The sequence below is a fragment of the Flavobacterium sp. H122 genome (genome assembly GCF_004959765.1).
Taxonomy (GTDB): domain Bacteria; phylum Bacteroidota; class Bacteroidia; order Flavobacteriales; family Flavobacteriaceae; genus Flavobacterium.
The window spans coordinates 130,420-147,013 of the sequence record NZ_SJZD01000005.1; the positions used below are offsets into that span (position 1 = coordinate 130,420).

Sequence of the window (16,594 nt, forward strand, 5' to 3'; positions counted from 1 at the left end):
AAGTTGGGACGATTTAAAAAAAAAACCAGCCTCACAGCTGGTTTTATCATTTCAAAATCTCCCTTAAAATCTTTGCGATATTTTTAGCATCATCTACACCTCTATGATGTGTACCTTCTAATGGGATGTCTAAAAATTTTAGTGCGCTATCCATACCTAATTCATGACCTAATTTGTTTTTGAGTGCAAACAAAGTTTTCACGTTGATGTGTGAAGGACTAAAGGGATACCCTTTACCCAAATCCTGACATTGCCTTTGAAATTGCTTCAAATCATAAGCGCCAAAACTTGCCCAAGCCCTGCTTTGACTCATATAGTCTTTTTTTAAGATACGTAAAGCTTCTTCAAAGGAAACGGCTTCTTGTGCTATCAATTCGGGAGTTATTGTTGTTAACTCGGTACAAAACGGACTTATCGTTGAGCGTTCTGGTTTTACTAAAATACCTTTATTATCGGTTATTTCACCAGTTTCGACATCCAGCAAACAAACGCCTACTTCAATAATATCATTAGTCATACCTTCAGGTAACTTGCCTTCCCAACACGTGGCTTCAATATCGACCACGAGTATTTTATCTAATAATTTTGCCATAATTTTTATCTTTTGTTAACAGAGTTTCACAAAGTTTAACACAAAGTCACACGAAGTTTTTTTAGAACCACAACACTGTGACTGCAAACTGAACACTGATTACTTCTTATCTTTTTTATCTTTCTTTTTTTCCGATTTTTTCTTATTCGGTTTTTTCTTTTCTTTTAAAAGGTCTTTTTTGTTTTTAATCCTTTTTTCAATTTCTTCTATTGCGTGCAAATGAGTTGAGTTATCAAGGATTTTAGCCTCTTTGATTAATTTGGAAGCTTCTTTCCAATTGCGTTGGATTTCTAAAAGACGAATCTTTTTCAGCAACATAAGCGGTTTGTCAATTCCTTTGATGGTCAAGGCAAATTCAATCAGCTTCAACGCTTCCTCATAATCTTCATTCTGCAACAGGACATCGGCATAATAAGGATATACGGCTAAGGCATGAATATCCGCAGCTAATGCTTCCGCATAATATTGTTTCGCAGTTTCATAATCCTGCAATTGCTCGGTATGAAACCTGCCGTAAAGCCATAAGGCCGTGACGTTTTTATTGTCATACGCCAAGGCATAGCCCAGCGATTCCAACGTCCCTTCAAGCCAATACGGATAATTATCCAAGGCTTGCACTACATATTTATCTATTGATTGCATATTTTTATTATTTAGTTTCACAGAGTTGGACAAAGTTTAAACACAAAGTCTCACAAAGTTTTTCACTATTCATTCTTTACTTTTTAAACCTTATCCTTCTGTTTATTTAACCGCAAGGTTCGCAAACCCGATAGCTATCGGAATACGCTAAGTTCGCTAAGAACTTTACTAATTTTTACTTTGCGCTCATTGCAATTTCTTTGCGTACTTTGCGGTTATTCATTCCACAACTGACTTTTCAAATTACTCTTAAGTTGCTGTCTTTCTTTTTTAAAATTTTTAATTCTTCTATCACTTTTAAAATCGGTTCCTTCAAAAATCCGGATAGGATTACCACGTTCAATTTGCATTTGGTTCATCCAAACATCTTGAAACTGTTGTTGCATTTGAACTTTTTCATATTCCAGTAACTTTTGAAATAAGCGTTCGGTTGCCAGTTTTTTATTTTGATGTTGTGAACGCGAATCCATGCTCACCACAGCGACTCCCGTAGGAATGTGCGTCGCACGAATAGCCGAACTCACTTTGTTCACGTGTTGTCCTCCAGCTCCGGAACTTCGCATCGCTTGATACTGAATGTCTTTTTCATCAATCGCTACTTTATTTCCTGAATGAATTTCAAAAATTCCTATGAACCAATTTTTTCTTTTGTGAAATTTTCTGATTGTACTTTGCCCAATCCATTGAATAGTTCCTATCCAACTGGTCACAAAATCATCAGCCTTTTTCCCTTTAATGGAAACGATAGCCGAAACCACCGTTCCATTTTCCTGTCCTCCTTCGCGATGGAGCACTTCGGTTTCCAACTTCATTTCTTCCGCTTCAACCAGCAGACGTTTTAATACTTGAGCCACTACCCAATCGCATTCTGCAGGACCTCTACCTGAGGTTATTTGTATCATCTTTTCCATACTACCTGTCCATTCTTACAATTTTAGGTGTAAAAGTTCCTAATACATCCACCAATTCCGTTTGCAAACTCATCACTTTGTTAATGTCTTTGTAGGCCATAGGCGCCTCGTCGATATTGCCGCCAATTAAAGTCACCTCATTGTCTGCCAAAACTTTTTTAATTTGGCTTTGTGTAAAAGATGCTTTACACTTTGCTCTCGAAAACAATCGGCCTGCACCATGAGAAGCAGAATTTAAACTTTCGGCATTGCCTTTACCCATTACAATGAATCCTGGAGCGGTCATTGAACCTGGAATTATTCCCAGTTGTCCCTCACCCGCTGGCGTAGCGCCTTTGCGATGCACGATACATTCTTTTCCGTCGACCATTTCTTTCCATGCAAAATTGTGATGGTTTTCGATGGTCACTACAATACGCTTACCTAAGGCTTTAGCGATTCGGCGGTGAATGTCTTCGTGACACGCTTTAGCATAATCGCCTGCTAAATTCATTGCCATCCAATATTCTTGTCCGTCATGAGTATTCAGATCTAACCAAGCTAGATGTTGCACATTTTTAGGCAACGGACATTGTTTTGTAGCCAAATACGTGTAATGTTTTGCAATATTGGCCCCTAATCCGCGTGAACCGCTGTGCGACAAAACTGCCAGATATTCTTTGGGTTCCAGTTTCCATTCTGGAAGTGGATTATCCAGCTTTACCACTCCAAATTCCACAAAGTGATTACCACCACCCGACGTTCCTAATTGCTTGTATGCCTTGTCCAGCAACTGCTTTACCACTGGAATATCTTTGAATTCGCTTCGGTAAAAAACCTCATGATCTGCTTTGATTTTGTGGATTTCGGTCATACCAAATTTCGTATTGTCTTTCAAAATTGCCTGCAACTGATGGTCTTTCCCTTTTAGAAATGTCGCTGGCAAATCGAAAATTGACAAACTCATTCGGCATCCAATATCAACTCCTACTCCGTAAGGAATTACCGCGTTATCTGTTGCCAATACTCCGCCAATTGGTAATCCATACCCTGAATGTGCATCAGGCATTAAAGCACCTTTTACTGCAATTGGCAATTTTAAAGCATCGTACAATTGGAATTTAGCTTGTTCTGCTATTTCATTCTCTCCAAAGATTGAAAAAGGAGCTCGAGTGTTCATCAACTGATTGAATTTTACCTGAACTGGGTTTACTAAACCTTCTGCAACTTTCCCCCAAGTGCCGTGTCCTTTGAATTTTTCAGGATCTAACAATACTTCTTTTGCTTCTGTAAGTATTGCTTCCTTTTTTTCTCTTTTTCTATATCTATTGATTTGCCCTAAAGCAATATTGATAGCATTGTTCTTAGGGAAACCTATTTTAATTAGGTCTTTCCCTGATAATTTATTTCCCATAAATTTAAAATTGAATAATACACTGTCCTTTCAAAAGCGATGGCTCTTGATTGGATTTCTGATTTATCAGTCTCGGGAAAGTTTAATGCATAAAAAAACCCGAAACTAGATGTCTTCGGGTTTTATCATATAGTGAAGTTTTTTATCTAACTTAAAGTAAAACCACGAAGAGTAGCTACACCAGCTCCCGCTGATTGGTAACCATAATTTGTTAGATTGAATACAAACATTTTTTTCTTCGTTTTAATTGTTATTAATTTTCGGAGACAAATTTTCTAAATTATTTCTTTAATATCCAAATGGTTACTGAAATTTTTATTCAGTCTAAAGAAACTGTTTTGTTTTTCAGTTAATAATTAATCATTTTCAAGCCATTGAAATTTAGTCGCAAACTCATTAATTTACCGTTACTCCAACTTTTCAAAAAAACTTTTAATTATTCGTTTTTTAATACAAAAAGAATTAAAACTTAAGTTTTATGTATTCTAATTCATACAATTTTGTAACAAAAAAGACTTTTTGCGTCTACTTACAAATCATTAATCAAACTTTCATGAAAAAACTAATGACCTCTGGGTCAAAAATTTCAAGGTTCAGTAAAATATTCCAAATTGCTTTACTGTTTCTTATCACCTTTTCTACAAAATCCCAATCTCAAAAAAACAGCCAATCGATTGAAATCAATGCAAAAAAAGACAGGATTGAGGAAGAACGTTTCATCACCATTAACGGAATAGAGCAATGGGTAACCATCAAAGGTAATCCTTCAAAACCAGCGATATTATTTCTTCATGGTGGACCGGGAAGCCCTATCAGTCCTTATTCCCATATTTTATATGGACCATTAGAAAAAGATTTCATCATCATACAATGGGACCAGCGAGGAGCAGGCAAAACCTTTGGCCGTATTGCACCTCCTGAATTATCACCCGAATATTTGAAAGCAAACCCTTTAACAGTGGATCAAATCTCAAACGATGGGATTGCGCTTACTGAATACTTAGCCAAATACCTTGGGAAGCAAAAAATAACACTTTTTGGAACTTCATGGGGTTCCGTATTAGGTGTAAGAATGGCTTCAAAACGTCCTGACCTATTCAACGCTTACGTAGGACATTCACAAGTTGTAAATGAAACAGACAATGAAGGCAAAACGTATCAAAAAATAACTGATATGGCACAAAAAGCTAATGATCAGCAATCGTTGGAAATCTTAAAGACTATTGGCACTCCACCTTACAGTCAGGCAAGAAATACAGGTAAATTTTACCGAGTTATTAAAAAATACGAACGAAAAAATTCTATTCCTGCACCCGATTCATGGTTTGTATTGGCTCCAGCTTACAACAATGATACTGACATAAAAAACAGTGCCGATGGAGACGATTATTCTTTTGTGAATTTTGTTGGAGACAGTAAACTTGGTGTCAAGCCAATGACAGCTAACATTGATAATCTTAGGGATTATACAGAATTTAAAATACCAATTTATTTTATTCAGGGAGAAGAAGACATTTTAACTCCTGCCGAAAGTACCAAAGCTTATTTTGAAAAAATAAAAGCTCCTTCGAAAAAATATATTCCGCTCGCTAAAACTGCTCATGGTTTTAATCAGGCTGTACTTGATACACAATATAAATTGTTCAGAGAAATAAACAATTAAAAAAATCTGTTTTAAAAATAATAAAAAAGACCAACTTATCAGTTGGTCTTTTTACTATAAACGGTTTAACATGATACGCTGTTCTGCATTTAATTATGATGAAAAACGGGAACATCATGCCATTTTTCGGCAAGTTGGGCAATATTTGCTTTCATTAAATCTTCAGCTGTCATTGCGATTCTGAATTCACAATGTGCTTCAAAAATCAAAAACCAAGGTTCAGCAATGGAAGGGATTGAAGACGCATCCTTAACATCAACAATCATTACTGCTCCACGATTACCATCTTGTTCAGAAAAATAAATACTTTCTGGTTTAATTTCTTCAATAATTCTATTAAGTAGTTCACCTACAGAACCGTTTCTCACCATCGAATTAAAAGGTTCAATTGGTAAAACAACATTGACTAACATTTTCATAACAATTGATTTTAAATTAATTCTTAAAGTTACAAAAACATACTGAGCCAACCATAAATAAATACCTAAATATCAGTTAATTAAAAATCAAAACAACACTTCAACAGCTTCTATCGCCAATAAAAATGAAATAGGTGCTACTTCTTCAAAAAAATCAATTTCTATTTCGTGAGGTAAAAAATCAGAGATTATTCGGACAATAAGATCTTGCGGTTTTTTCAGATACATAAAAGTGTAATCTTCCATATTTACTACCGTTTGGACAGCAAGATCAGTAGTTCTAACAAATTTATCTGAAGTTAAAGAATGTAAACTCGGCAGATTAGTTTTTGAGTTGACCTCTATTGGCTTACCATTTTCAAATAAACCTCCTTCATAACCATATAATGATGCATTTGTTATTTCAATAGGCTTCCCCATTCCTAAATGTGATGGCAATTCTCTTTCTTTTCCTACAACTGCCGCAAACCCCATCAAAATACAAACGTCGTGTGGGGGTAATTGCATCATTGATTTAGCAGTACTTTCCCTTCCTATTCCAGAAACGACAATTTGGTAAGAATGTTTTAAATCAGAAATTTGAGATAAAGCGGCAATTACTTTCTCTTTTTCAATCTCCATTGGAGTCAAAATAATTATTTTCTTCATTTTTAAAAAAGCTATAAAGCCAACAAAGATAAATGTGTTTGCAAAATACTATTCAAAAAAAGAAAGTTATATTTTAAATCCATTTTTCCTGCTCTTTATACCCTTCTCTAAAGTAAGTAAGATATTGAACCATTCGAGGTTTACTTCCATTGTTAGCCGTAGCACAATGTGGCAATGCCTGATTCCAAATAACCATATCTCCAGTGTTCCCAATAATAGGAATTGGCTTCAACATTTCTAAAGCGTAATCTCTGGGATGTTTATCAGTTGGTACATTTGACATCCACTCATTTATATCACGATGAAAACCTGGCACACAATGAAAAGCGCCTTCTAGAGGTCCACAATCAGAAAGGTAAATAAGTCCTTGCAAACGGAAAGGAATAGGCAATTGCAAGCTCACATCCCAATGCAGATTACTTCCTTTAAAAGAATATTTAGAAGTAACGGGTGGATTAAAACTAACTTTATCTATAGTCTTGTAGATTTGTTCCGATTGATACAGTTGTTCGTAGGCTTTTTTTATACGGGCAGAAGCTCTGTTTTTTTCCAAAACAGGGTGATCAAAAAAATTGACCATTAATCCCTTTTGTTCAGGATGATCTTTATACCAAGACGCACTATCATCTGGATCCATCTCTAAAAAATCCCAAATTATATTTTGTGTTGCCATACAATCCTCTTTAGAAATTGCATTTTTAAGCACAAAATATCCATTGGTTTCAAAAAAATGTAAATCACTTTCAGTCAACACTAATTTCTCATCTTCATTACAAACCATTAACTTGGCTGCTTTTTCTTCAATCCAAGTCTCGAATTCGATTACTGAAGGCTTTTCAAAATACAAATACTGCAAAGCTTCATCCAATCCAATACCATTCTTATACAATTGTTCTAATTCTTCTGACCAACTGACTGTTGCATATGATTCTCCTTCTAAAATTCTGTTCCTCAGTGAAGTCAAAACTGGATTTGCTGCCATTTTATATAATGTTAAGTGCTATTCAAAAATATGAAATCCTAATTATGTTTTTCCTATTTTTGCATCATGTCAAAATTACCCAATATCACAACCAGTATTTTCTCTGTAATGTCGCAATTAGCGAACCAACACGGAGCTATAAATCTATCACAAGGTTTTCCTAATTTTCCTGAAGATGAGCGTTTGCTGCAAATCTCACAACGCCTTATCCAAGAAAACATCCATCAATATACTCCTATGGCAGGTTTACCTTCACTAATGGAAAAAATTGCACAGCAAACAGCGAAGCAATATGTCAGAAATGTTGACATTGCTACTGAAATGTTAATCACTGCGGGAGCTACACAAGGTGTTTTTACCACTATTAATACTTTTGTTTCTGCCGGTGATGAAGTTATTATATTGGATCCAAGTTATGACAGTTATGAGCCATCGGTTTTAGTGGCTGGTGGAAAACCTGTTAGAGTATCATTAAATAATGATTACACCCCTAATTTTAACAAAATAGAGGATGCTATCACTTCAAAAACAAAGATGATAGTAATCAACAACCCTCATAATCCTACGGGACGAATTTGGACTGAAAGTGATTTTGTAGCATTAGAAGATATTTTAGAAAAACATCCTCAAATTCTAATCTTAGGAGATGAAGTTTACGAATATATTACTTTCACACAACCTCATATTTCATTCAATACAAGAGAAAAGTTGAAACATAGAACAATTGTCGCTTCTTCTTTTGGAAAATCATTGCATGTAACGGGCTGGAAAGTTGGTTACTTAATTGCTCCGGAAAATTTAATGTACGAAATGAAAAAAGTACATCAATTTTTAGTTTTCAGCGTAAACAGTTTTTCACAACATGCCATTGCTGAATACCTAGATGTTGTTGACTTCAGTGAAGTTTCAAGAATGTACCAACGTAAACGCGATTTATTTCAGTCGTTATTAAAGGATAGCCGATTTGAATTAATGCCTTGTGACGGAACGTATTTCCAGGTGGTCAATTACAGTGGAATTTCTACACAAAATGATGTGGACTTTGCTAAAGAATTAATCACTACTCATGGCGTGGCAGCAATTCCAATTTCGGTTTTTTACAATGATGCTACAGACAGACACATGCTTCGTTTTTGTTTTGCCAAAACTGATGAAACCTTAATTGCAGCTGCTGAAAAACTAATTAAAATCTAACATTCAACCATAAAAAAACACCAACAAATTGTTGGTGTTTTTCCGCTAAAATCACAATGGTAATGAGTATAATGATGGTTAGTTTAAAGTGATTTCAGCTAGATTTTGATTTTCTTTTACTGTTCCCAATTGAGATAGAAATATTTTCATAGACATTCTAACAATTATCAAAAAACTCAACCTTTTACTTACTTAAGAGTGCAATTTCACACAAAAGGTTGGGACACTATATTTTTTTTTATTTTTTTTCTTCAAATTGAATCGTACACTTCCTAAATCATTCAATTCTTACATAATAATTTTAGTAAATTTACTTCTCATTCAAAAAACTAAAAACTATGGATTTAGCAGCAAAAATGCTTAGAGATAATGCTTTAGCAGACAAAGTCATTGTTGTAACCGGCGGTGGCAGCGGTTTGGGAAAAGCGATGACCAAATATTTTATGGAACTTGGTGCGAAAGTAGCCATAACATCCCGTGATTTAGAGAAACTAAAAGCTACCGCCCAAGAATTAGAGACTGAAACCAAAGGAAAATGTCTAGCATTGCAATGTGATGTGCGTTATTATGATCAGGTAGAAACCATGCTTGACAATGTTTTGAAAGAATACGGAAAAGTAGATGTATTACTGAACAATGCAGCAGGTAATTTCATATCACCAACTGAAAGATTATCGGCCAATGCCTGGGACACCATTATAGATATTGTTTTAAAAGGTTCCAAAAACTGCACATTGGCATTTGGAAAACATTGGATTGACAAAAAACAGACCAATACAAATATCCTAAACATTGTAACCACTTATGCCTGGACAGGTTCTGCTTATGTAGTTCCAAGTGCTACGGCAAAAGCAGGTGTGCTGGCCATGACACGCAGTTTAGCAGTGGAATGGGCAAAATACGGTATCCGAACCAACGCAATTGCACCGGGACCATTTCCTACCAAAGGAGCTTGGGACCGATTACTACCGGGTGATTTAAAAGAGAAATTCGATCTGGCAAAGAAAGTCCCTTTAAAACGTGTGGGTGAACATCAGGAATTAGCTAATTTAGCTGCTTATTTAGTTTCAGATTTCTCTGCTTATGTTAATGGAGAAGTCATTACCATTGATGGCGGCGAATGGCTTCAGGGAGCTGGACAATTCAATCTTCTGGAAGCCATACCAACAGAACTTTGGGACATGCTTGAAGCAATGATTAAATCCAAAGGAAATAAATAAAAAAAAAGCAGTTTACCATTCACACTAATTAAAAGGCTGTAAACATTGATAAAATATGAACCTGCAATCAAGAGGTTCAAACTTTGTTAAATTGTTAACAAAATAGATTTTCAAAACCCATAAATAATTGTATTTTTACGGCTCAAAATTTCAAAAATCAAATGGGTAAAATCATTGCAATAGCTAATCAAAAAGGTGGCGTTGGAAAAACAACCACTTCTATCAATTTAGCGGCCGCTTTAGGGGCTTTAGAAAAAAAAGTTTTACTTATCGATGCGGATCCTCAGGCAAATGCCACTTCCGGATTAGGTATTGATGTAGAAAGTGTCGAGGCTGGTACTTACCAAATTCTTGAACACAGCAGCACTCCTGAAGAAACCATCATCACAAGTTCGGCACCTAATGTAGATGTGATTCCGGCACACATTGACTTAGTCGCAATTGAAATCGAATTGGTTGACAAAGAAAACCGTGAATACATGCTTAAAAAAGCATTACAATCGGTTGTTGACAAATACGATTACATCATCATTGATTGCGCTCCTTCTTTAGGATTACTTACCTTGAATGCTTTAACAGCAGCAAATTCTGTTGTTATTCCTATTCAATGTGAATATTTTGCTTTGGAAGGTCTTGGAAAATTACTAAACACTATCAAGAGCGTACAAAAAATCCACAATCCTGATTTAGATATCGAAGGGTTACTGTTAACAATGTACGACTCGCGTTTACGTTTATCTAACCAAGTGGTGGAAGAAGTACAAAAACACTTTAACAACATGGTGTTTGAAACGGTAATTCAACGTAACATTAAGCTAAGTGAAGCGCCTAGTTATGGTGAAAGTATTATCAACTACGATGCAACCAGCAAAGGAGCAACCAACTATTTACACTTAGCAGAAGAAATCATCAAGAAAAATAGTTAAACAAGTAAATAAGTATTAGGAGGATTATATGGCATTGGCAAAAAAACAAGCAATGGGTAGAGGATTATCGGCATTATTGAAAGATCCTGAAAACGATATCAAATCAGTAACCGATAAAAATGCAGATAAAGTAGTAGGCAACATCATTGAATTAGAGATTGAATCTATTGAAATCAATCCGTTTCAACCGCGTACCAACTTCAACGAAGAAGCTTTACAAGAGCTGGCAACCTCTATTCGCGAATTAGGAGTTATCCAACCTATTACTGTCCGTAAAACTGATTTTAACAAATACCAGTTAATTTCAGGAGAACGTCGTTTACGTGCTTCTAAATTAGTAGGTTTAAAAACGGTTCCGGCATACATCCGTTTGGCAGATGACAACGAATCACTGACAATGGCATTAGTTGAAAACATTCAGCGTCATGACTTGGATTCAATTGAAATTGCATTGTCATACCAGCGTTTAATGGATGAAATCCAGCTTACACAGGAACAAGTGAGTGACCGTGTGGGCAAAAAACGTTCTACCGTTGCAAACTATTTGCGTTTATTGAAATTAGACCCAATCATTCAAACAGGAATCAGAGATGGTTTCATTTCAATGGGTCACGGCCGTGCCATCATTACAATTGATGATCACGATGCTCAGACTGAAATTTACCAAAAAATCGTAAGTCAGAATCTTTCTGTCCGTGAAACCGAAGCTTTAGTAAAAGCTTATCATGAAGGAGGCACAGTAAAAGAAGTGCCTGCTGTTAAAACAACTGCTCCTTTTGACGTTGAGGATGAAGAGAAAAGAGCCTTCAAGGATTATTTTGGTGCTAAAGTAGACATCAAAGTAGCCGGCAACGGAAAAGGAAAAATCACCATTCCGTTTCATTCAGAAGAAGACTTCAACCGTATTTTAAAATTGATTAAATCTTAGTGAAATATTGGATATACATAGTATTCGTTAGCTTTAGTTTGGGAAATTTTTCGGCATTTGGCCAGGAAGAAGTCAAACTGATTGCTAACGATACTGTTACTACAACCATTGACCCGTTACGCCCTTCAAAAGCTGCTTTTTTTTCAGCTTTACTTCCCGGCGCCGGGCAGGCTTACAACAAAAGTTACTGGAAAATTCCTCTTGTCTACGCAGCTATGGGTACAAGTACTTATGCCTACATTTGGAATCAAAAAAAATACAACAGCTATCGTACTGAATACAAAAAACGTCTTGCGAACGAAACAGATTTAAACCCTGACTACTCAAGTCTGAGCAAAGACCAGCTTATTCAGGCGCAAAAATTCCATCAAAAAAACAGAGACTTATCTTTACTTGTCACTGTTGCTTTTTATGCTTTAAACATTATTGACGCCAATGTTGATGCACATTTACAGCAATTTAACGTGAATGGCAAATTAACTGTCCGCCCTGAAATGCAGCAGAACGATTTCAACAATAAGCAAAATATAGGTTTAGCACTTAATTTCAAATTTTAATCCAGCAAAAAAATGAAAATAGCACTTTTAGGTTACGGAAAAATGGGAAAAGTAATTGAAATAATTGCTTTGGAACGTGGTCATGAAATTGTGTTAAAAAAATCCAGTCAGGATACCTTCGAAGGACTTTCCAATGCTGATGCTGCCATCGATTTCAGTGTTCCTGACAGTGCAGTGCGTAACATTTCTGAATGTTTTGCTACTAATATACCGGTAGTGAGCGGCACAACAGGCTGGCTGGAAAAATACGATGAAATTACAGCTCTTTGTACAGAAAAAAACGGAGCATTTATATATGGTTCGAATTTTAGTTTGGGCGTAAATATTTTCTTTGAATTGAATGATTATCTGGCAAAGATGATGGCCAATCTGGAGCAATACAAAGTTTCAATGGAAGAAATCCACCATACGCAAAAGTTGGATGCACCAAGCGGTACAGCTATTTCATTAGCCGATGGAATTATTAAAAATTCCAACTATGAATCATGGACTTTAGACACACCAAAAGAAAACCAAATTCATATTGAGGCAAAACGAATTGAAAACATTCCCGGAACACACAGTATTTTCTATGATAGCACAGTAGATCAAATTGAAATCAAGCACACAGCCCACAATCGTGAAGGTTTTGCACTAGGTGCTGTGATAGCTGCTGAATGGTTAGCGGATAAAAAAGGAATTTTCACTATGAAAGATGTTCTTTTCAATAACAATAAGCAATAAGCTTTATGCTCAAAGCAAAAAACTATTATTAATAATTCAGCTTAAGGCTTATTGCCTAAAGCATATAGCAAACAAACAACAAAATGACAGCATTACAGTGGTTGATATTTTTCTTAGCCGTACAGGTAATTCACGGACTGGGAACTTGGAAATTATATGAAAAAGCAGGTAGAAAATCATGGGAAGCCTTTATCCCTGTGTACAATTCTATCATATTAATGAAAATCATTAATCGCCCTACATGGTGGACTGCTTTACTTTTTATTCCCATTGTAAACCTGATTATGTTTATTGTAGTTTGGGTAGAAACTTTAAGAAGCTTTGGTAAAAACAAAGAAAAAGACACCTTATTAGGGGTGATTACTTTGGGTTTTTACATTTACTATGTAAACTATTTTGAAAACGTAGAATACAAAAGAGACAGAAGCCTTGTTCCTACAACAAAAACAGGAGACACTGTTGCTTCATTATTGTATGCGATAGTTGTGGCAACGCTGGTACATACGTATATAATGCAGCCTTTCAATATCCCGACATCTTCTTTGGAAAAATCATTATTGGTAGGTGACTTCCTGTTTGTGAGCAAATTTCACTATGGCGCCCGCACACCCTCTACAGCTATAGCAATGCCCATGGTACATGACAGTTTAATAGTTGTGAAGGCCAAATCCTATTTAAGCAAACCGCAATTACCTTCATTCCGTTTGCCTGGTTTACAGAAAATCAAACACAATGATATTGTATGTTTTAATTGGCCTGCAGATACTGTTTATCAATTTTTCGACACCTCTGGCAGACACATTGACAAACCTAAAGACAAACGTTCCAATTACGTAAAAAGATGCGTTGGTTTACCTGGTGACAATCTTTCTATAAAAGGCGGCTTCGTATATATAAACAATAAAAAATTAATATTACCTGAAAGAGCTAAACCTCAATATTCATATTTAGTTACCACTGATGGCTCTCCATTGGATACTTATGCAGAATATCTAATCAATGAATTAAAAATCACCGATGGTATTCTTGCAACCGGCAAACCAAATGAGTATTATTTTGGAGCAGTAACTGATGAAAATGTTGAAAAAATAAAAAGTATTCCCATTATAAAATCGGTTATTAAAAACCTAACACCAGCACCAGCACAGGTTGATAGAAGTATTTTTCCTCGTAATCAAAAATGGTCTTTAGACAACTTTGGCCCTATTTATATTCCTGAAGCTAATAAAACTGTAATCCTAAATAAAGAAACATTACCTTTTTACCGCAGACTTATTACAGTGTATGAAGGTAATAAACTGGAAGAAAAAGGTGGCAAAATCTATATCAATGATAGAGAAGCCACAAACTACACTTTCAAACAGGATTATTATTGGATGATGGGTGACAACAGACACCGTTCTGAAGACAGCCGTTACTGGGGATTTGTACCTATGGATCATGTGGTAGGAAAGCCAGTGTTCATCTGGTGGAGTATTGATCCTAATATTCCTTGGGCTAAAGCTATAGATAAAATACGTTGGGACAGATTATTCTGTACAGTGGGCGGCGACGGTCAGCCAGTATCTTACTTCAAATATTTCTTAATAGCATTGGTAGCTTGGTTTGGATTTGATTGGTATAGAAACAAGAAGAAAAAAGCTTAATTTGGTTATTTGTGGATTTGGTTATTTGACTTAAACTATGTATACCTATTCATTTGAAAAATTAGAAGTTTGGATTGAATCTAAAGAATTTTCAAAGGCAATATACTTAACTACAGAAAAATTTCCAGATAGTGAAAAATTTGGCTTAATCTCACAATTAAGAAGGGCTTCAGTTTCTATTTGTTCAAATATAGCCGAAGGTTCAGCAAGGAAATCGTATAAAGACAAAGCTCATTTCACTACAATGGCATTTGGTTCTTCTGTAGAAGTACTAAATCAATTAATTTTGTCATATGAATTAAATTTTCTTAATGAAGAAAGCTATTTCTTTTTAAGACAACAATTAGAAAGCATTACTAATAAATTAAATGGTTTAAGAAATTATCAAATTGAAAAATCAGTTGATGTTTCCAAATAACCAAATCAACAAATTACCAAATGAACAGCATTTTAATACACCCTACATATTTTCCTTCTATCAGTCATTTCGCAGCAATTGCGCAGGCTGAAAAAGTTACTTTTGAAGTAGACGATAATTTTCAAAAGCAAACTAACAGAAACCGAATGTATATTTACAGCCCTAACGGAATTCAGCTTTTGAACATTCCTGTTAAGCACAGTAAGGAAGCACATCAAAAAACAAAAAATGTCCGCCTGGAAACTGCTTTCGACTGGCAAAAGCAGCATTTTAAATCATTAGAAGCGGCTTATAGAACTTCTCCGTTTTTTGAATATTACGAAGATGCTATCGCTCCTATTTTTGAAAAAAAACATACTTTTTTGATGGATTTAAACTTTGAAACGATTGAAATTGTTTCAAAATGTCTCGGTTTGAATTTTGAACATCATAAAACAACAGAATATTTTCACGATGCACCTGAATTCAACGACTTACGAATTTTGGCTAATGGCAAAAAAGACAACACTATTACCGCTCCTTATACACAGGTTTTTGAGGAAAAACATGGCTTTATAAACAATTTGAGCATCTTGGATTTATTGTTTAACGAAGGACGCTACGCTAAAGAATATTTATTACAGCAAAAGCTATAAAACTACAACGATACTCTTGTCATCACTGGCAAATGATCTGAATTGACAAAATTAGGGAAGTTGGTAAAGCTTTTCACAGTCATGCGTGGGTCTGCAAAAATATAATCAATTCTTGCAGGATAATATTTGAAGTTGTACGTCTGTCCAAAGCCTTTTCCGGCTTCTTCAAAGGCATCCTGCAGATTTCCTTTTACAATTCGGTACACATAAGAAAAAGCACTGTTATTCATATCTCCGCAAACCACAACAGGATACTTGCACTCACGCTTATGCTCCACAAAAATTTCCGCTTGACGCTGCTGTTTTTGAAACGCCTCACCTATCCGTTTAAAAATCATTTCAGACTTTGCCTGACTGAATCCTTCCACATTTTCAGACATTTCGTTTACGTCAGGAGAAATCTTGATGGATTCCAAATGCAGATTGTAAACCCTTACAATATCCTTTCCTATTTTCACATCGGCAAAAGAGGCTATATTGTTCGATTCAGGGAATGTTATTTCACCTTCGTTCACGATGGGAAATTTTGAAAAGATAGCATTGCCGGTCTTAATCAAGTTCCCTTTCATAAAAATAGCCTGATAAGGATATAATTTAAAATCAACATTTGCCGTAGCCGAAGTAGAATACTCCTGAATGCATAATACATCGGGATTATTTTCATTCACAAAGCTTAAAATATCATTTGGGACATCTTCTCTTGGAATCCATTTAAAAAGATTAAACAAACGAACATTATAACTCATAACCACAAAATCCTTATCCGATTGTTCCCTGTCTTTAGAAGAAAATTTATAAAACTTATTAATGAAAGTGATTCCCATTAAAAGAACCAAGCCGGATAGAACCATTTGTCTTTTTAACTGGGTTACCCAGTAAAAGAAAAACAATGCGTTTACTATCAAAAAAAACGGCAGTATTAATGTAAGTACAGATAAAAATGTAAACCATTTAGGGGCTAAAAACGGCAGTACATATGCTAAAAAAGTCAGCACTGTCAGCAGGATGTTAACAAAAAAAACAATTTTATTAAACCAGGAAAGGTTCTTCATTTTATATCAAATGATTGAAAACTACTACAAATAAACGATTTTTAG

The 16,594-nt window shown here is 35.3% G+C and carries 18 protein-coding genes; 10 read left to right on the forward strand and 8 right to left on the reverse strand.

Annotated features, from left to right (window positions below):
* Nucleotides 1-46: 46 nt before the first annotated feature.
* From EZM65_RS09235 to EZM65_RS09250, 4 genes are all read right to left on the reverse strand, one after another.
* On the reverse strand, nucleotides 47-592 hold the full coding sequence (locus EZM65_RS09235; protein ID WP_136668270.1) for a 3'-5' exonuclease: 546 nt from the start codon (nucleotides 590-592) through the stop codon (nucleotides 47-49).
* Nucleotides 593-691: 99 nt separating this feature from the next.
* Nucleotides 692-1,234, reverse strand: coding sequence for a hypothetical protein (locus EZM65_RS09240; protein WP_136668271.1), 543 nt, complete (start codon nucleotides 1,232-1,234; stop codon nucleotides 692-694).
* Between the two features lie 215 nt (nucleotides 1,235-1,449).
* On the reverse strand, nucleotides 1,450-2,145 hold the full coding sequence (gene prfH / locus EZM65_RS09245) for a peptide chain release factor H (RefSeq protein WP_136668272.1): 696 nt from the start codon (nucleotides 2,143-2,145) through the stop codon (nucleotides 1,450-1,452).
* Nucleotide 2,146: 1 nt separating this feature from the next.
* Nucleotides 2,147-3,538: an RtcB family protein gene (locus tag EZM65_RS09250; RefSeq protein WP_136668273.1), complete on the reverse strand. Its 1,392-nt coding sequence runs from the start codon at nucleotides 3,536-3,538 to the stop codon at nucleotides 2,147-2,149.
* 553 nt (nucleotides 3,539-4,091) lie between these two features.
* Between EZM65_RS09250 and EZM65_RS09255 the strand changes: the two genes are divergently transcribed.
* Complete coding sequence (locus EZM65_RS09255) at nucleotides 4,092-5,201, forward strand: alpha/beta fold hydrolase (protein ID WP_169051685.1); 1,110 nt, start codon at nucleotides 4,092-4,094, stop codon at nucleotides 5,199-5,201.
* 89 nt (nucleotides 5,202-5,290) lie between these two features.
* On the opposite strand, the gene EZM65_RS09260 is transcribed toward EZM65_RS09255, so the two are convergent.
* From EZM65_RS09260 to EZM65_RS09270, 3 genes are all read right to left on the reverse strand, one after another.
* Nucleotides 5,291-5,620 (reverse strand): panthothenate synthetase, encoded by a 330-nt coding sequence (locus EZM65_RS09260; protein ID WP_136668275.1) that lies wholly within the window; start codon nucleotides 5,618-5,620, stop codon nucleotides 5,291-5,293.
* 87 nt (nucleotides 5,621-5,707) lie between these two features.
* Nucleotides 5,708-6,268: a hypothetical protein gene (locus EZM65_RS09265; protein ID WP_136668276.1), complete on the reverse strand. Its 561-nt coding sequence runs from the start codon at nucleotides 6,266-6,268 to the stop codon at nucleotides 5,708-5,710.
* A 73-nt stretch (nucleotides 6,269-6,341) separates the two neighbouring features.
* Nucleotides 6,342-7,250 carry a phytanoyl-CoA dioxygenase family protein gene (locus tag EZM65_RS09270; protein ID WP_136668277.1) on the reverse strand — a complete coding sequence of 303 codons (909 nt, stop codon included), beginning with the start codon at nucleotides 7,248-7,250 and terminating at the stop codon, nucleotides 6,342-6,344.
* Nucleotides 7,251-7,316: 66 nt separating this feature from the next.
* Between EZM65_RS09270 and EZM65_RS09275 the strand changes: the two genes are divergently transcribed.
* The 9 genes from EZM65_RS09275 to EZM65_RS09315 all read left to right on the forward strand — a co-directional run bounded on the left by EZM65_RS09275 (nucleotide 7,317) and on the right by EZM65_RS09315 (nucleotide 15,497).
* Nucleotides 7,317-8,444, forward strand: a complete 1,128-nt coding sequence (locus tag EZM65_RS09275; RefSeq protein ID WP_136668278.1) for a methionine aminotransferase — start codon at nucleotides 7,317-7,319, stop codon at nucleotides 8,442-8,444.
* Nucleotides 8,445-8,782: 338 nt separating this feature from the next.
* Complete coding sequence (locus EZM65_RS09280) at nucleotides 8,783-9,664, forward strand: SDR family oxidoreductase (protein ID WP_169051686.1); 882 nt, start codon at nucleotides 8,783-8,785, stop codon at nucleotides 9,662-9,664.
* A 161-nt stretch (nucleotides 9,665-9,825) separates the two neighbouring features.
* Complete coding sequence (locus EZM65_RS09285) at nucleotides 9,826-10,590, forward strand: ParA family protein (protein ID WP_136668279.1); 765 nt, start codon at nucleotides 9,826-9,828, stop codon at nucleotides 10,588-10,590.
* A 28-nt stretch (nucleotides 10,591-10,618) separates the two neighbouring features.
* The gene (locus tag EZM65_RS09290; protein ID WP_136668280.1) at nucleotides 10,619-11,518 is read left to right on the forward strand and encodes a ParB/RepB/Spo0J family partition protein; all 900 of its coding nucleotides are present in this window, start codon (nucleotides 10,619-10,621) and stop codon (nucleotides 11,516-11,518) included.
* Nucleotides 11,518-12,075 carry a DUF5683 domain-containing protein gene (locus EZM65_RS09295; RefSeq protein ID WP_136668281.1) on the forward strand — a complete coding sequence of 186 codons (558 nt, stop codon included), beginning with the start codon at nucleotides 11,518-11,520 and terminating at the stop codon, nucleotides 12,073-12,075. The genes EZM65_RS09290 and EZM65_RS09295 overlap by 1 nt, the downstream gene beginning before the upstream one ends.
* A 12-nt stretch (nucleotides 12,076-12,087) precedes the next feature.
* Nucleotides 12,088-12,798 carry a 4-hydroxy-tetrahydrodipicolinate reductase gene (gene dapB / locus EZM65_RS09300; RefSeq protein WP_136668282.1) on the forward strand — a complete coding sequence of 237 codons (711 nt, stop codon included), beginning with the start codon at nucleotides 12,088-12,090 and terminating at the stop codon, nucleotides 12,796-12,798.
* A gap of 83 nt (nucleotides 12,799-12,881) precedes the next feature.
* Entirely contained in the window at nucleotides 12,882-14,444 is a 1,563-nt protein-coding gene (gene lepB, locus EZM65_RS09305) for a signal peptidase I (protein WP_136668283.1), read from the forward strand.
* A gap of 37 nt (nucleotides 14,445-14,481) precedes the next feature.
* Entirely contained in the window at nucleotides 14,482-14,862 is a 381-nt protein-coding gene (locus EZM65_RS09310) for a four helix bundle protein (protein ID WP_136668284.1), read from the forward strand.
* A gap of 20 nt (nucleotides 14,863-14,882) precedes the next feature.
* Nucleotides 14,883-15,497 carry a WbqC family protein gene (locus EZM65_RS09315; protein ID WP_136668285.1) on the forward strand — a complete coding sequence of 205 codons (615 nt, stop codon included), beginning with the start codon at nucleotides 14,883-14,885 and terminating at the stop codon, nucleotides 15,495-15,497.
* Between the two features lie 2 nt (nucleotides 15,498-15,499).
* On the opposite strand, the gene EZM65_RS09320 is transcribed toward EZM65_RS09315, so the two are convergent.
* Nucleotides 15,500-16,549, reverse strand: coding sequence for an endonuclease/exonuclease/phosphatase family protein (locus tag EZM65_RS09320; RefSeq protein ID WP_136668286.1), 1,050 nt, complete (start codon nucleotides 16,547-16,549; stop codon nucleotides 15,500-15,502).
* Nucleotides 16,550-16,594 lie beyond the last annotated feature (45 nt).

What these genes read in the sequence shown, in the direction of transcription:
- EZM65_RS09235 (WP_136668270.1), bottom strand. Translation starts at nt 592, where the DNA reads ATGGCAAAATTATTAGATAAAATACTCGTGGTCGATATTGAAGCCACG.
- EZM65_RS09240 (WP_136668271.1), bottom strand. Translation starts at nt 1,234, where the DNA reads ATGCAATCAATAGATAAATATGTAGTGCAAGCCTTGGATAATTATCCG.
- prfH (WP_136668272.1), bottom strand. Translation starts at nt 2,145, where the DNA reads ATGGAAAAGATGATACAAATAACCTCAGGTAGAGGTCCTGCAGAATGC.
- EZM65_RS09250 (WP_136668273.1), bottom strand. Translation starts at nt 3,538, where the DNA reads ATGGGAAATAAATTATCAGGGAAAGACCTAATTAAAATAGGTTTCCCT.
- EZM65_RS09255 (WP_169051685.1), top strand. Translation starts at nt 4,092, where the DNA reads ATGAAAAAACTAATGACCTCTGGGTCAAAAATTTCAAGGTTCAGTAAA.
- EZM65_RS09260 (WP_136668275.1), bottom strand. Translation starts at nt 5,620, where the DNA reads ATGAAAATGTTAGTCAATGTTGTTTTACCAATTGAACCTTTTAATTCG.
- EZM65_RS09265 (WP_136668276.1), bottom strand. Translation starts at nt 6,268, where the DNA reads ATGAAGAAAATAATTATTTTGACTCCAATGGAGATTGAAAAAGAGAAA.
- EZM65_RS09270 (WP_136668277.1), bottom strand. Translation starts at nt 7,250, where the DNA reads ATGGCAGCAAATCCAGTTTTGACTTCACTGAGGAACAGAATTTTAGAA.
- EZM65_RS09275 (WP_136668278.1), top strand. Translation starts at nt 7,317, where the DNA reads ATGTCAAAATTACCCAATATCACAACCAGTATTTTCTCTGTAATGTCG.
- EZM65_RS09280 (WP_169051686.1), top strand. Translation starts at nt 8,783, where the DNA reads ATGGATTTAGCAGCAAAAATGCTTAGAGATAATGCTTTAGCAGACAAA.
- EZM65_RS09285 (WP_136668279.1), top strand. Translation starts at nt 9,826, where the DNA reads ATGGGTAAAATCATTGCAATAGCTAATCAAAAAGGTGGCGTTGGAAAA.
- EZM65_RS09290 (WP_136668280.1), top strand. Translation starts at nt 10,619, where the DNA reads ATGGCATTGGCAAAAAAACAAGCAATGGGTAGAGGATTATCGGCATTA.
- dapB (WP_136668282.1), top strand. Translation starts at nt 12,088, where the DNA reads ATGAAAATAGCACTTTTAGGTTACGGAAAAATGGGAAAAGTAATTGAA.
- lepB (WP_136668283.1), top strand. Translation starts at nt 12,882, where the DNA reads ATGACAGCATTACAGTGGTTGATATTTTTCTTAGCCGTACAGGTAATT.
- EZM65_RS09310 (WP_136668284.1), top strand. Translation starts at nt 14,482, where the DNA reads ATGTATACCTATTCATTTGAAAAATTAGAAGTTTGGATTGAATCTAAA.
- EZM65_RS09315 (WP_136668285.1), top strand. Translation starts at nt 14,883, where the DNA reads ATGAACAGCATTTTAATACACCCTACATATTTTCCTTCTATCAGTCAT.
- EZM65_RS09320 (WP_136668286.1), bottom strand. Translation starts at nt 16,549, where the DNA reads ATGAAGAACCTTTCCTGGTTTAATAAAATTGTTTTTTTTGTTAACATC.